The sequence below is a fragment of the Psychrobacter sp. FME6 genome (assembly GCF_014861365.1).
In the GTDB taxonomy this organism is placed as follows: domain Bacteria; phylum Pseudomonadota; class Gammaproteobacteria; order Pseudomonadales; family Moraxellaceae; genus Psychrobacter.
In genome coordinates this window covers 1-14155 of sequence record NZ_RRYW01000033.1, presented here as the reverse complement: position 1 = coordinate 14155, position 14155 = coordinate 1, and the positions used below count along the sequence as shown (strand labels likewise).

Genomic DNA, 14155 nt, shown 5'->3' with positions numbered 1-14155 from the left:
GAATTTATCATGACCGATCAAGTTGATAACTGGCACAAACTGGCACGCTACGACACCAATATACAAGGCGAGCTGCATGCCAATTTACTGCGCAATAACGACATAAGCGTTTCGCTGCAACCGCTAAGTGCGATGCCGGGTATGAATTCTGGGATTGTGCTGTGGGTTCAAGATACCGATTTGGCACACGCTCAGAAAATTTTGGATAGTATCGATAAGGACGCGGCAAGTTTGCCTGAACCAAACGACAATAACGGTGGTACTTTATAAATGTGTCAACTCTTAGGAATGAACTGTAATACCCCAACCGATATTGGTTTTAGCTTTGCAGGGTTTCGTCGTCGCGGCGGTATGACCGACAGCCATGAAGATGGTTTTGGTATAGCCTTTTTTGAGCGTAGCGAATGCGCCAATGTGGATAACGATAAGAGCAATGCCTCTACTGGTTTGCGTCTGTTCCATGATAATAAACCAAGCCATTTATCGCCAGTGGCTGATTTGGTCAATAATTATCCGATTAAAGCCATGAACGTCATTGCTCATATTCGTAAAGCGACCCAAGGGCAAAATTGCTTGGCAAACACCCATCCGTTCACTCGTGAAGTCTGGGGCGAGCAGTGGGTATTTGCCCATAACGGACAGATGAACAGCGAATTTATCAAACGCTGTCAGCGTCTGCAAGATAATGGTAATGCTTCACACTGTCAGCCAGTTGGTTCAACCGATTCTGAAATGGCGTTTTGCTATCTGGTTAATCGCCTAAAAAGTAGCTTTAAAACTCGTCCTGATGACCAAACGCTGTTTAATTTTTTGACCACCCAATGTCGTTATTTATCCGCCAACGGCTTGTTTAACTGCCTGATATCGAATGGTAGCTGGCAATTGGCTTATGCGGGCAGCTTATTGTTTTATCTGACGCGCCAAGCGCCGTTTGGTGAGGCGAAGTTGGCTGATGATGATTTGGCGATTAACTTTGGTGACGTCACCACAGATACCGATAAAGTGACCATTTTAGTGACCGTACCATTGACTGAGAATGAAAAATGGCAGCAATTAGCGGTCAATGAATGCTTAATATTTCAAGATGGAGATGTCATTTATAAAGACAGCCCAAGCCAGCGTAAGTTTTTAACGATTGAGGAAGGGATTGCGGTGGCAAGGTCAGTTGGGGCGAGTGTTTAGGATGGTTGGCTTGTATTTTTAAATTGGTTGTTCCACTATGAAATTAATAGTTTAATAAAAATTAGGTGAAGCCATGTTAGGCAATGACATTCAAATAAAACAGCTAATAGGTGTCGGTGATGTACATCTTAGTTTTCTACCTGACCAAAGAGTGTATTGTCTGATTGGTGAAAATGGTATTGGTAAAACCAAGTGTTTAGAAGCTTTGTTTATTTCATACCTAGTACACAATAATGACTTCTTATCTGGTGATTACGCTGTTTTTCCTGAAAGACATTTCCCGTTTACAAGCTACATATCTAATTTATCTAGCCAAGCTCTTAAACCACCTACTGGTAACTACTACGACTTTGAAAAAGTTTTTTTTGGGACAAATTATCATAATCTCCCTATAAATTTTGTAGGAGCACAAAGTAGAGGTTATATAAGAGATGGTTCTGAGTATAATAGTTCGATTTCTCGCGATAATTTTGATGGTATTGGCGTAAAAGAAGAAAGGAAGTCTAGCTACTTAGATAGGTTAATAACAGGAGTCGAAAGTACGGGTCTAAAAGATTTAAATATGGATACAGATATTGAAAAATGGATTATTCAACGTGCTCGATCTGCGAATCCATATCAGTCTGTAGAAGACAATAGAGAAATAGAGATTAAAACTTTATTTGACTTACTTAGTAAAATTGACAAACGCATTGATGCAAGCTTTCTTGAAATCTCAGGCAACAATCGCGTATTCATTAAAGTTGCAGATAAAAAAACTGAATTATCCGAGCTTTCTAGTGGCTTTGCCTCAATACTAAAAATCATGCAGTCCATTATCGCAGGTTACAGTTATTTCACTAATGAAACCAATATCGCTCATGTCAAAGGGGTGGTCTTCATTGATGAAATAGAAAGCCATCTTCATACCAAATGGCAAGCGACTATTATTCCTACCTTGAAACGTCTATTCCCTAATACTACCTTTTATATCACTACTCACTCCGCAATTGTTTTGAGCCAATTACAACATGGCGAAGCTTATGAGTTATACCGTGATAAAGCAGATGGCGTAGTAAAAACGGAACTGATAAATCATCCTAATAATGCCGCATTTATAGACTTGTTAAAAGATGCTTTTGATATTGATATTAATCAGCTTAAGTTAGCGCGAGATAATGCGCCACAGCAAGCAGAAGCAAAGCAGATGCTTATCAGTTTATTAGATGAAAAAATTAAACAACTAGAGGCAGGGCAATGATGAGTGAAAGAGAACTATTGCTTGATGCCAATTATTTAATTTATTTACTAGAGGATAAGGTTGACGAAAATGACGCTAATCTTTTGCAAAAATTAAAGACCTTACGTGCTGAAATAGCTTCAAATAACGTCGAAGTAGTCATCACACCACTCATCCGTTATGAGTTTCTAAGATACTTTTTATGGAAGAAAGGAGATGACGAGGTTAAAAGATATGTTAAAGTGATGAACATGCTCACCACTTTAGATATCAGTCAAGATGTCGCAGATTTAGCTGCTGACTTATACCGACTAGATAAATTTATTGCCAACGAAAATAATGTCAATAAAAATATTGATAAACGTCAGTTTGATATATTTCATTTTGCTACGGCTAAGGTTAATGATATAGAATTGCTATCTAATGACAAGCACTTGCCGCAGCTTGAGAAGCTATATACTCTTTACGAAGGAAAACTAATTTAGTTTCTAACTCAAGTACACCCCACAACAGCGCTTAAACTTCTCACCCGAGCCGCAAATACACGGCTGTTTCTGTGTGACAGACATTGAAACAGTCGGATCTAAAAAGTACCAACGCTCATTTACCTTCACGAAGCTAGATAACTCTTGATGAGCCTGCGTTCCGTCGGGCGTATTAAAATAAGCCTTAAAATCAACTTGCGCATGGCGTTTACCCAGCTTTGGCGTATGCGCGACAATTTCTAATCCTGCCCAATCTGTCTCTCTTGCCCAACTCTCAATTGCCTTTATATCAAGAAAATTTTGCTGAGCTGGCACAGTAGTCGCTACAATATAATCTGGTTTTACCAAGACAAATGCACTATAGCGCGTGCGCATTAAACGCTCCGCAGTGTCTGCTTTATTAATGCCATCATGATAAGGCTGGCAGCAATCTTTATAAGCTAACAGCGTGCTTAAATTGTCTGATGTTGGATTGATTTGGCAGGGGCATGTTTGCATGGAGGTTGACATTATTTACTCGAGTGATTATTTGTTTTTTAGGGCGTGTCCTCATTTTAAAAATGGTGATAAAAATAAGTTAAATTGCAGTTAAACAAGGAAAATAGTGCAGATAATATCGGGATATTAGCCAACTATTTGACGATGTTTAGCAAAATTTAGCCATTTTCAGCCCATTTAGGTATTATCGTTTAGATTGAGGACACGCCCTAGTAGTTTTACAGATTTTAATTCAGCCAGTTTTTTATCAATTCTGGCCATAGGCCAATTTTAAGCTTTGCCCAAGGTGCTGGATCACGTAGCTGCGACCAAAAAGACTCAAAGGGCGGGGCAAAATATATCAATAAAATAAGAATGGTATATAGGAGCAGATACCACCATTTGTCTTTATGCTGATAAAACTTCATCGCTGTACCAGACGAGCGTTTCATGGTCATATTGGATAAATTAACGCTATATAGCTCGTCCAATGCCAAGTGTACCACCGCGCCGCCAAATAAAAACAGGCCATAAAACCAGCTAATCGTTAACGGTAAACGCAAACCGTAATAGCTTATATAAGTCAAACCCAAACCTAATATCGCCATATAAGGCACAGAATGAATCACGCCGCGATGCACAGTCATTTTGGTAAACATGGAGAACGCCACATAGCGCATAAAGCCATAACCTGCCAGCCATAACACTATTAGCGCCAATAAACTTAGCTCGCTGCGCCAATGCATCACCAGACCAAAGGCAAAAACAAACGAGATGACATTAAAACCAAGCTTAATCGGCGTCGAATTATCAGAATCCAAATCAGGTAGCAGCCCACCAATAGTGCCGAGCGCCACACACATCAAAAACCCTGAATCATCAATCAATCCTGCTTTGTAAACTGTCAAACTCAGCGTACCACTCGCCATAAAAGCGACATTCAAGTGGGTGTTAAAATTGGCCATAAAAACTCATCAATAAATAGCGTGCGAAACGTTCATTTCGAGCCGCTTGTCTAGCAGTAAAAAAGCGCACCATGATACCATAGAGCGGCCATACGTCTAACAGAGATAATTGCTATGACTGCCAGTGATCTACCCATCAAACCCCATTTCTATGCTGATTCGAATAGTTTGCCCATGTCTGATGGTAAGCTTGATAAAATCTTTGCTCAAATTGACTGGCAAGCACCGTGGCTGCGTCATTTAAATCAATTAAAAGATATCAGCGAGGCCGTTAAAGGCATGAGTACGCTAAATGAACAAAAGAACAATGCGGCGTATGACGGTCCATCAATAGATGTAATCGCTGGTGTATTAAACAAAGCATTCAACCAGCAAAGTAGCCACACGCAAATAGAACTGCCAACCACCAAACCTACGCTAAACAATCAAGCTAAAACTTTAGAATTTGTCTCGCAAAATGCGCTGCCAGAAGGTGAGGCGTACGAGAGTTTTATCGGCACCACTGGCAATATTCCGACGCGTGATAATTTGCATGATTTATTTAATGGCAGTATTTGGCTTACTTTTCCAAAGACCAAAGCGCTGCTCAACTACTATCATATGCTCGAAATCGCAGAGCAAGGCATTGGTGGTAGTCGGGGGCGTGTTCGCGATACCATCACCGTATTTGATGAGAATGGGGCGATACTGGTGACAGCCGAACCGAGCATCGGTGAAGCACTGATTGATTTTGATTGGCAAACGAGCTTGGTTGCGCCACGTGCGCAGTGGGATAATCCGAAACAAATAAGCGCAGACGATAAAAATAATGCTAAGGCGGCGGTTTATATTTTTGGTCATGCATTGCTAGAAAAGCTCCTACAGCCACGTAAGCCGTTATGTGCGCATAGTATCGTGATAAATGTAACGCAAGATTTCTTTGCTTTATCATTGTCTCAGCGTATGCAGTATTTGGATAATCAAGTCGCTGACTATATGGATATATTATTGTCACGACATGATGTCACGCCGCGTAAACTGTCGCCATTGCCGATTTTGGGAGTGCCGCACTTTTGGGCTGAAAATGCCAATCCTAGTTTTTATGATGACAGCCAAGTTTTTCGTAGTGGCCGTCGCCAAAAAAATAAAAGTTAAGGTAGAATTAAAGTACCTGTCAATCAACTCCTAAACCATTGTCGCGTTTACGATTGTGCCACGATTTGTCAACGTCTGGTTGTTAACAAAGCAGCCTAGGTTTGCTATGGTAAGAGGACGCGGTTGATAGCTGAACTGATTATACTTATTTTTTAATAAATTTAAGAGTAAATCTTTTAAGTAAAAAAAGTAAAAACGAACAATAAATACCACGATAAAAAACAAGCATTTAGCCACCTGTTATAACGATAAATTCATAACAATCTCTACTTAAATTTCAAAATGTAGATAAGGAAGCTACCATGAGTGATATTTTTAATGTAAAAGACACTATCTCGGTTGATGGCAAGGAACATGCCTATTATAGCCTGCCAAAGTTGGCTGAAACCTATGAGAACATCAATAAACTGCCATTCTGCATGAAAATCGTCTTAGAGAATCTATTACGTAATGAAGATGATGGCCAGTCTGTCGGCAAAAACCATATCGAAGCCGTGGCTAATTGGGATGCGGGCGCAGAATCATCAAAAGAAATTGCCTTCATGCCAGCGCGTGTTGTGTTGCAAGATTTCACAGGCGTACCATCAGTGGTGGATTTAGCAGCCATGCGCGATGCGGTCGTTGAGCTGGGCGGTAAAGCCGAGCAAATTAATCCGTTTATTCCTAGTGAATTGGTCGTTGACCATTCCGTGCAGGTTGACGCTTATGGCCGTGAAGACGCGCTAGATTTGAATGAGAAAATTGAATTTAAGCGTAACAATGAGCGTTATGAATTCTTGCATTGGGGTCGCAATGCGTTTAAAAACTTCGTTGTCGTCCCACCAGCCACTGGTATTGTGCATCAGGTAAACCTTGAGTATTTAGCACGTGTGGTGATGGCTGCTGATGTCGATGGTGAACTGACGGCATATCCTGATACGGTATTCGGTACGGACAGTCACACCACGATGATTAATGGTATTGGTGTACTCGGTTGGGGTGTAGGCGGTATCGAAGCCGAAGCCGCAATGCTGGGTCAACCGTCATCGATGCTGATTCCACAAGTGGTTGGTTTTGAGCTGACTGGCAAGCTAACGGAAGGCGTCACCGCGACGGATTTAGTATTGCGTGTGGTTGAGATGTTACGTGCCCATGGTGTCGTTGGTAAATTCGTCGAATTCTTCGGCGAAGGTTTGCACAGCATGCCGTTAGCGGATCGTGCCACGATTGCCAATATGTCGCCAGAGTATGGTGCGACTTGCGGTATCTTCCCAATTGACCAAATGGCGATTGATTATCTGCGCCTATCTGGACGTGACGAAGCGCAAATTAAACTGGTCGAAAAATATGCCAAAGCGCAAGGTCTATGGCACGATGCTGATATGCCAGCTGCGACTTATTCAAGTAAGCTAGAGTTGGATTTATCATCAGTACAACCAGCGCTTGCTGGTCCTAACTTGCCACAACAGCGTATTAATCTATCAGATATGTACGACAAGTTTGGTGAAACGCTAGAGAAAATGACTAAGGATCGTAAGTCAGAAATAAAAGGCAAAGAGCGTTTTGACGAAGAAGGCGGTGAGCAAGAGCAAGCAGAAAGACTAGCGGCGAAACCTAATAATGCTGCAGAAAATACCCCGTTTGACGTCAATGATGTGAGACATGCTGAACACAGTGCTTTTTCTACCGTTAATATAGATGAGGATGAGCATAAGCTGCGTGATGGTGCAGTGGTCATTGCTGCGATTACTTCTTGTACCAACACCTCAAACCCTGCGGTGATGATTGGTGCAGGTTTGGTGGCGAAAAAAGCCGCTGCGAAAGGTCTAAAGGCCAAGCCTTGGGTCAAAACGTCATTAGCGCCTGGTTCAAAAGTCGTTACTGATTACCTTGAAAAAACCAAGCTAATGGATGAGTTAGAAAAAACAGGCTTTTACTTAGTGGGTTATGGTTGTACCACCTGTATCGGTAACTCAGGGCCACTGTTAGAGTCGATCGAAAAAGGCATCGAAGATAATGATCTAGTTGCTGCGGCGGTACTATCAGGTAACCGTAACTTTGAAGGTCGTATCCACTCGCACGTCAAGGCCAGTTATTTGGCTTCACCACCATTGGTTGTCGCTTATGCGCTGGCAGGTACGGTCGATATTGATTTGACCACCCATCCACTCGGACAAGATCAAGACGGTAATGATGTCTATCTTAAAGACATCTGGCCAACGTCGGATGAAATCAATGAGCTGATTGCCAATAATATCGATGCAGAGATGTTCCGCAAAAACTACGGTGAAGTATTTGACGGTAGTGCAGCATGGAACGCCATTAGCTCAGCTGATAGTCAATTATATCCTTGGGACGAAGAATCTACTTATATCAAAAACCCACCGTTCTTTGATGGTATGACTATGGAGCCAGAAGGTATCCTCGATATCGAAGGCGCACGTATCTTAGGTCTATTCGGTGATTCGATCACTACTGACCACATCTCACCAGCGGGTAATATCGATGCAGATTCTCCTGCAGGTAAATACTTGCAAGAGCGTGGTGTGATGGAAGCCGACTTCAACAGCTATGGCTCACGCCGTGGTAACGATGCAGTCATGACACGCGGCACCTTTGCCAATATCCGTATCAAAAATACTATGATGGGTGGTAAAGAGGGTGGCTATACTTATTACTTCGCAGGCGATAATGACAAGCTTGAAGACGGTAAAGAGATGGCTATCTATGATGCGGCGATGAAGTATAAAGAAGACAAGCGTCCGCTAGTGGTGCTTGGCGGTGCAGAATATGGCTCTGGCTCTAGCCGTGATTGGGCAGCCAAAGGAACTATTTTGCTAGGTGTAAAAGCAGTGTTGACCAGCTCGTTTGAGCGTATTCACCGCTCGAACCTAGTTGGCATGGGCGTACTGCCATTGACCTTTAAAGAGGGCGAAAACGCTGAAACCTATAAGCTCGATGGTTCAGAAGTCATGAGTATCACTGGTCTCGACAATGGCGAAAGCAAAACGGCTAAAGTTACCGCTACTCGTGCTGATGGCTCAAGCGAAAGCTTTGAGGTCAACGTTGGTTTGCAGACCCCAAAAGAGCGTGAATACGTGCGTCACGGCGGTGTATTGCACTATGTGCTACGTCAGTTAGCTGCGGACAGTAAAAACGCTGCATAATGGTTAAGTAGACTGAGTATAAAAAGAAGCCCAATCCCAGTAAAATAAGGGATTGGGCTTTTTGTGTTTAAGCGAGACTTTTATAATGCAAATTTTAGGCTTGGCAATCGACGTGCCGTCCATCGAATAGTTGTCTATATCATGAGGTGCTTTACTGGTTTTTCACCTGTAACTCAATAGCAGGTTTATTGTAGCCTCGAATCACTTCATCATTAAATAACAGCAGAGGCACACCGCCACCGCCTAGGCTTTCGTATTGTCGAAAGCCCTCAGCAGAGCGCTCGATATCGTATTCGCAATAGTCAACATTGTGCGAGGCGAGCAACTGTCTAGTCTGCTCGCAATATGGGCACCAGACAGCACCGTATAAAACAATGTCATTATCATTAGAGACGTCACAGGCAACAGAGTCAACAGTAACCGTACTATCATTGATGAGGTAAATAGAGCCTATTAATACAGTGATACCGAGAATTGCTGAGAATATTTTTAAAAAAGTCATAGAACTACCTGTTTATCCCTGTTTTTAAGCTGATTCATTGGCAGTGAGTATAGTGGGGTTAAAACATGAAGTCTAATCGCTGCTCGAAATGAATAGGGCAGAGTGCTCTATATACAGGCTTTAAAAAACTAAGAAAACATTCAACCTTTTTCAGTCAACAGCTTAATTCCCAAACCAATAAACACCACACCGCTTATCTTATTTAAAACGACCTCGATAGATGGATTTTTTCTTAGGTTTTCACTGAATTTCGATGCCAATAGCGCCAAACAAAAGCACCATATAAAGCCAGTAATAGCAAAGGTCAATCCCAAAACGATAAATGACAACATGCTATAAGCATAACTGGCGTCGATAAACTGCGGAAAGAATGCCAAGAAAAATAAAGCGACTTTTGGATTAAAGGTATTGGTTAGTAAGCCTTGTTTGTATATTTGCCAATGATCTAAAGACTTAGTAGGTGCCGGTTTTCCATTTTCTTGCAAATGACTGGCTATCAAGGGCTGCTGTTTAGCCATTAGCATTTTGACGCCCAAATAGCACAAGTAACTGGCACCAATGTATTTGACGATCATAAATGCCAGTGGGGAGTTGGCCAATATAATGGACAAGCCCAGCGCTGCCAACAAGGTATGCACTAAAATACCTGAGATAATACCTAGTACGGAATAAAACCCTGCTTGGCGACCGTGTGAGATGCTACGGGTGATGATATACATGCTATCGGTGCCAGGGGTTAGGTTTAACAAAATGGCTGCCATGATAAACCCTAGATAATTTTCAATACCAAACATAGCCAATACTTCCTTGTGATAGCCTTAATTGTTCTTATGTTATAGAGAGCTAGAGAGCTTCTACATGTTATCAATATTCCTGATGGCTTATACAGCATTAATAGCCGTTTTCGGAAATAACAGACATAAAAAAGCCCAGTCACCGTATGATGACTGGGCTTTTTTATTGTTCGCTTATTAGTCTAATCTAATGTTTAAAGGTGCTAAGCAAAAGTGCTAATAAGTAACGCCGAATAGTGGCGTCCCCAGGGGGATTCGAACCCCCGTTACCGCCGTGAAAGGGCGGTGTCCTAGGCCTCTAGACGATGGGGACGCATAGAGTGTTATAACCAAGCGGTTACAACGGTACTTCACAATATCAGAGAACTTATCTATTAATAATAGAGCAAGCCGTGCCTAGGTGCTGATATCGTTCTACTAGCGAGTATTTATTTTCAAGTTTCAGTAAACTGAGCTTTATGATAAATAGTATGGTGGAGCTAAACGGAGTCGAACCGTTGACCCCTTGCATGCCATGCAAGTGCTCTACCAACTGAGCTATAGCCCCTCGCTAAGAGTGTGCGTATTTTATGTAAGTGCGGCAGTCTTGTCAACTGCTATTTTCAAAATAATTGATAAAACTACTAAAAAAAGCATTTAAATCTATTTTATCTTCGTTATGATTCTAAATTAACGTGGATTTTGCTTAAGGGCGATCTCTTTAATGGCTTTATCAGTGAAAAACTCTTCTTCCGTATCATTAGAGCTGTCATCGGAGAAAAGTACTGCGCAACACTCAGTGGGGATATATTGTCCGCCCTTTTGTTGTACTGTGCTGATACCCTTAAAGCCAATTATGTTGCACGCATCTAACCGATCTAGCTTATGTTTTGTATATTGGCAATAGGTGCTGTATATCCATTTTAAATCTTCAAAGTCCTGACCTGTGGTCAGAGTGAGCTTTGCGTCATAAAGCTCTTTTACGATTGCTCCATAGTATTTCTGTGCTTCTTTTAGTGTGTTAAAGACATGATCTTTACTTTCTATGGTGACGGTTTTGGCGGCCATATTTATTTCCTGTTTTATGTATTCAATAAACAATCAGTATCATTATGAAAATGCTAGGAGTAACGTAAAAGGGGGCAGTATTAGCCTGACCCCTTTTTTTTACTTTCTAATCATGTTGTTAATTAACAAGTTAAGAATTATTCAGTAGCTAAGAAATCTGGCAACGTTGCTGCTTGTTTCTCAAGCTTTTTAAGTTTCTTTTTACCCAAACCGCCTAATACGTCAACCGCATGACGCAAGCGTGTTAGGGTCATGTCCGCGCCAATAATAGCCATCGAGTTCATGACTGGCGTCGATGAGGTGCTACCAGCGATAGCGATAAAGAACGGTGCCATAAAATCACGCATCTTGATATCGAGATGCGCGGCAAGGCCTTTTAGTGTGGCGTAGATATTTTCTTCTGACCATGTTGGCAAGGTTTCTAGCTGCCACAATGCCAGTTGTAGCATCTCAATAATTTGCTCAGGGGCGAGTGATTTATGGGTAAAGCTTTCGGCATTGATATCAGGTAAGTTTTGGAAGTAAAAGCCACTCCAATTAACCGCATCAGACAGCAACTCGATACGAGGTTGAATAGCGGCGGCGATAGCAGTTAATTTATCGCTGTCACTGGCCCAGTCGAGGATTTTATTCTTTAGCTGTTCAGGCGTCAGCTCGCGTAGCCACTCAGCATTGAGCCAATTAAGCTTTTCGATATCGAAGATAGGACCGCCAAGTGACACGCGCTGAATATCAAAGCTGGCAATCATCTCATCCAAGGTAAATTGCTCAGCTTCATCAGGCATTGAGTAGCCCATACGACCAAGGTAATTAAGCAAGGCTTCAGGTAGCACGCCAGCATCACGATAGTAGGTGATAGAAGTTGGGTTTTTACGTTTAGACAATTTTGATTTATCTGGGTTACGCAGTAATGGCATGTGGCACAATACTGGCATCTCCCAACCAAAATACTCATAAAGTAGCTGGTGTTTCGGCGCAGAGTTAAGCCACTCTTCACCGCGCATGACGTGACTGATGTCCATCAAATGGTCATCAACGACGTTGGCTAAATGATAAGTGGGCATACCGTCAGTTTTTAGCAGCACCTGCATATCGACTTGCGTCCAAGGAATCTCAACTGTGCCGCGTAGCATGTCATGCACCTGACAGTTACCTTCGGTTGGCACGCGCATACGAATCACGTGTGGCTTGCCCTCAGCGATTAATTGCTCTGTTTTCTCTGGAGCTAAATGGGCGCAGCGGCCATCGTAACGCGGCGTTTCGCCATTGGCCATTTGTTCAGCACGCATCGCATCTAGCTCTTCACTGCTACAGAAACAACGAAACGCATGGTCGTTTTCTATCAGCTGCTCAGCGTGTTTTTTATAAATGTTACTACGCTCGCTTTGACGGTATGGCGCATGCGGTCCACCGATGTCTGGACCTTCTGCCCAATCAAGACCGACCCAACGCAGCGCATCCAAAATCATTTTTTCAGATTGTTCGGTCGAGCGTGTCTGATCCGTGTCCTCGATACGTAAAATAAATTCGCCGCCATGAGCTTTAGCAAAGGCTAAATTAAATAGCGCAATATAAGCGGTGCCCACGTGAGGAAAGCCCGTAGGCGATGGCGCAATGCGAGTACGTACAGGGCGCGTGCGGTTAGTAGTAGATATTTGTGTCATAGAAATCTCAGAATATGGTTATCGTTGGAAAATGGCAATAAAAAATACGGTTGAAACAATCGCAGTCAACGTTGAAAAATAGCGTAAAATATAGCGCTAGTATAACAGAAGAGGGGATATTTTTAACGAAATGCCCTTCTAGCGCTTGACTACCCGTGTAACCTTGCGATAATAATGTTAGGCAAGTTGTAACTTGTTTATTTTCATCTGATTTTTTACTATTACTGGCCAAAATGGTCATCATTTACTGAGTTGTTTGTGTCCAAATTGAATAATAAGCCAAAAAATACGCCAAATCCTAAAGTAAATCCTTCTTCAGCCACTGATGATTCTGAGTCAATGGTCATTCCGTCTGCTGTAGAAAGCGCTTCTGACAATAAACCTGCTCAGGAATCTGCGACAGAACAACCGACCTCTGATGCGTTAAGCTTTGTTCATGATGCGGTATTATTACAAGAGGCGGTTGCCGCGGTATTGGGTGTCAAGTCGTTACCAAGGCAAACAGACAGTGACGAACAAAGCAGTGACAGCCAGAAGCGTTTACAAATGAGTGGCATCTACGTCGATGCAACTTTTGGGCGCGGGGGTCATAGCCGTTTATTATTAAGTCAACTTGCCGATGATGCAACATTGATTGTCTTTGATAAAGACCCAACAGCCATTGGTGTGGCTCAAGAGCTTGCGAGTATAGATAGCCGCGTAAAAGTAGTTCATGATAGTTTTGCGACGTTGACCGATAGTCTAGCGGCGATGGGTATCATGCAAATTGACGGTTTGATGGCAGATTTGGGTATTTCATCACCGCAGATTGATGACGGCAGTCGTGGTTTTAGCTTTATGCGCGATGGTGCAGTTGATATGCGCATGGATACCAGCCGTGGACAGTCAGTTGCTGAGTGGCTGGAAAAGGTCGATGATGAAACTTTAGCCAATGTGCTCTATGAGTTCGGTGAAGAGCGCCATAGTCGCCGGATTGCGCGCGCTATTAAACAGATGGACAGTTATGACTCCACGCTTGAGCTGGCAGAAGTGATAAAAGTCGCGCATCCAAACTGGCAACGCGGTAAGCATCCAGCTACCCAAAGCTTTCAGGCCATGCGAATTTTTATTAATAATGAGCTTGGCGATGTCGATGACTTTTTAGAACAAAGCATTCCAATTTTAAAGTCAGGTGGACAGCTGGCCGTGATTAGCTTTCACTCGTTAGAAGACCGCCGTATTAAACAGTTTTTGCAGCGTCATAGCAAAGGGCAATATCCAGAAGATGAGAATTTGCCAATGCCGCCTAAGCGCCCACGTTATTTCAGTAAGCCCAAACGCGTTGGGCCTAGCAAGGCAGAGATAAGTCATAACCCCCGTTCGCGTAGCGCGTGGTTACGCATGGCAACGCGCACGGATATCGATTATCTGCCTAATGTTGAGTCATAAGAATGAGAAGGCTTTTACCGCAATAATCTTAAGTAGATACTTTTAATCGGTTTCTGTTAGGGGCTGTATAGAATTCAAATCAGCGGCAGCCAGATAAAGACACAAGCGAGAA

13 protein-coding genes and 2 tRNA genes are annotated in these 14155 nt (G+C 42.6%); 7 read left to right on the top strand and 8 right to left on the bottom strand.

Going from position 1 to position 14155, the window contains the following annotated elements:
* Positions 1-9 precede the first annotated feature (9 nt).
* The 4 genes from EI162_RS06670 to EI162_RS06655 all read left to right on the top strand — a co-directional run bounded on the left by EI162_RS06670 (position 10) and on the right by EI162_RS06655 (position 2886).
* Entirely contained in the window at positions 10-270 is a 261-nt protein-coding gene (locus EI162_RS06670) for a hypothetical protein (RefSeq protein ID WP_192523602.1), read from the top strand.
* Entirely contained in the window at positions 271-1182 is a 912-nt protein-coding gene (locus EI162_RS06665) for a class II glutamine amidotransferase (protein WP_192523601.1), read from the top strand.
* 73 nt (positions 1183-1255) lie between these two features.
* Positions 1256-2422 carry an AAA family ATPase gene (locus tag EI162_RS06660; protein ID WP_192523600.1) on the top strand — a complete coding sequence of 389 codons (1167 nt, stop codon included), beginning with the start codon at positions 1256-1258 and terminating at the stop codon, positions 2420-2422.
* Positions 2422-2886 (top strand): type II toxin-antitoxin system VapC family toxin, encoded by a 465-nt coding sequence (locus EI162_RS06655; RefSeq protein WP_192523599.1) that lies wholly within the window; start codon positions 2422-2424, stop codon positions 2884-2886. The genes EI162_RS06660 and EI162_RS06655 overlap by 1 nt, the downstream gene beginning before the upstream one ends.
* Before the next feature lie 3 nt (positions 2887-2889).
* Here the strand turns inward: EI162_RS06655 and EI162_RS06650 are convergent, their stop codons facing one another.
* Positions 2890-3396 (bottom strand): YchJ family protein, encoded by a 507-nt coding sequence (locus EI162_RS06650; protein ID WP_192523598.1) that lies wholly within the window; start codon positions 3394-3396, stop codon positions 2890-2892.
* A gap of 215 nt (positions 3397-3611) precedes the next feature.
* Positions 3612-4328 (bottom strand): metal-dependent hydrolase, encoded by a 717-nt coding sequence (locus EI162_RS06645; protein WP_192523597.1) that lies wholly within the window; start codon positions 4326-4328, stop codon positions 3612-3614.
* A gap of 114 nt (positions 4329-4442) precedes the next feature.
* On the opposite strand from EI162_RS06645, the gene EI162_RS06640 reads away from it, so the two are divergent.
* Complete coding sequence (locus EI162_RS06640; RefSeq protein WP_192523596.1) at positions 4443-5462, top strand: DUF3025 domain-containing protein; 1020 nt, start codon at positions 4443-4445, stop codon at positions 5460-5462.
* A gap of 302 nt (positions 5463-5764) precedes the next feature.
* Positions 5765-8608 carry an aconitate hydratase gene (locus EI162_RS06635; protein WP_192523595.1) on the top strand — a complete coding sequence of 948 codons (2844 nt, stop codon included), beginning with the start codon at positions 5765-5767 and terminating at the stop codon, positions 8606-8608.
* A 151-nt stretch (positions 8609-8759) separates the two neighbouring features.
* On the opposite strand, the gene EI162_RS06630 is transcribed toward EI162_RS06635, so the two are convergent.
* From EI162_RS06630 to gltX, 6 genes are all read right to left on the bottom strand, one after another.
* The gene (locus EI162_RS06630; RefSeq protein ID WP_192523594.1) at positions 8760-9110 is read right to left on the bottom strand and encodes a glutaredoxin family protein; all 351 of its coding nucleotides are present in this window, start codon (positions 9108-9110) and stop codon (positions 8760-8762) included.
* A 140-nt stretch (positions 9111-9250) separates the two neighbouring features.
* The gene (locus EI162_RS06625; protein WP_192523593.1) at positions 9251-9904 is read right to left on the bottom strand and encodes a LysE family translocator; all 654 of its coding nucleotides are present in this window, start codon (positions 9902-9904) and stop codon (positions 9251-9253) included.
* Between the two features lie 237 nt (positions 9905-10141).
* Positions 10142-10217: transfer RNA gene (locus EI162_RS06620), tRNA-Glu, on the bottom strand.
* 158 nt (positions 10218-10375) lie between these two features.
* Positions 10376-10451 (bottom strand) — tRNA-Ala (locus EI162_RS06615).
* Between the two features lie 122 nt (positions 10452-10573).
* Positions 10574-10951, bottom strand: a complete 378-nt coding sequence (locus EI162_RS06610) for a hypothetical protein (RefSeq protein WP_192523592.1) — start codon at positions 10949-10951, stop codon at positions 10574-10576.
* Positions 10952-11088: 137 nt separating this feature from the next.
* Complete coding sequence (gene gltX / locus EI162_RS06605) at positions 11089-12615, bottom strand: glutamate--tRNA ligase (RefSeq protein ID WP_192523591.1); 1527 nt, start codon at positions 12613-12615, stop codon at positions 11089-11091.
* A 258-nt stretch (positions 12616-12873) separates the two neighbouring features.
* On the opposite strand from gltX, the gene rsmH reads away from it, so the two are divergent.
* Positions 12874-14043, top strand: coding sequence for a 16S rRNA (cytosine(1402)-N(4))-methyltransferase RsmH (rsmH, locus tag EI162_RS06600; RefSeq protein WP_318779295.1), 1170 nt, complete (start codon positions 12874-12876; stop codon positions 14041-14043).
* Positions 14044-14155: the final 112 nt, after the last annotated feature.

Bases quoted from the DNA above. Each gene is read 5' to 3' on its own strand.
- EI162_RS06650 (WP_192523598.1), bottom strand. From the start codon at position 3,396: ATGTCAACCTCCATGCAAACATGCCCCTGCCAAATCAATCCAACATCA.
- EI162_RS06610 (WP_192523592.1), bottom strand. From the start codon at position 10,951: ATGGCCGCCAAAACCGTCACCATAGAAAGTAAAGATCATGTCTTTAAC.
- EI162_RS06630 (WP_192523594.1), bottom strand. From the start codon at position 9,110: ATGACTTTTTTAAAAATATTCTCAGCAATTCTCGGTATCACTGTATTA.
- EI162_RS06670 (WP_192523602.1), top strand. From the start codon at position 10: ATGACCGATCAAGTTGATAACTGGCACAAACTGGCACGCTACGACACC.
- EI162_RS06640 (WP_192523596.1), top strand. From the start codon at position 4,443: ATGACTGCCAGTGATCTACCCATCAAACCCCATTTCTATGCTGATTCG.
- EI162_RS06655 (WP_192523599.1), top strand. From the start codon at position 2,422: ATGAGTGAAAGAGAACTATTGCTTGATGCCAATTATTTAATTTATTTA.
- EI162_RS06665 (WP_192523601.1), top strand. From the start codon at position 271: ATGTGTCAACTCTTAGGAATGAACTGTAATACCCCAACCGATATTGGT.
- EI162_RS06645 (WP_192523597.1), bottom strand. From the start codon at position 4,328: ATGGCCAATTTTAACACCCACTTGAATGTCGCTTTTATGGCGAGTGGT.
- EI162_RS06625 (WP_192523593.1), bottom strand. From the start codon at position 9,904: ATGTTTGGTATTGAAAATTATCTAGGGTTTATCATGGCAGCCATTTTG.
- EI162_RS06660 (WP_192523600.1), top strand. From the start codon at position 1,256: ATGTTAGGCAATGACATTCAAATAAAACAGCTAATAGGTGTCGGTGAT.
- EI162_RS06635 (WP_192523595.1), top strand. From the start codon at position 5,765: ATGAGTGATATTTTTAATGTAAAAGACACTATCTCGGTTGATGGCAAG.
- gltX (WP_192523591.1), bottom strand. From the start codon at position 12,615: ATGACACAAATATCTACTACTAACCGCACGCGCCCTGTACGTACTCGC.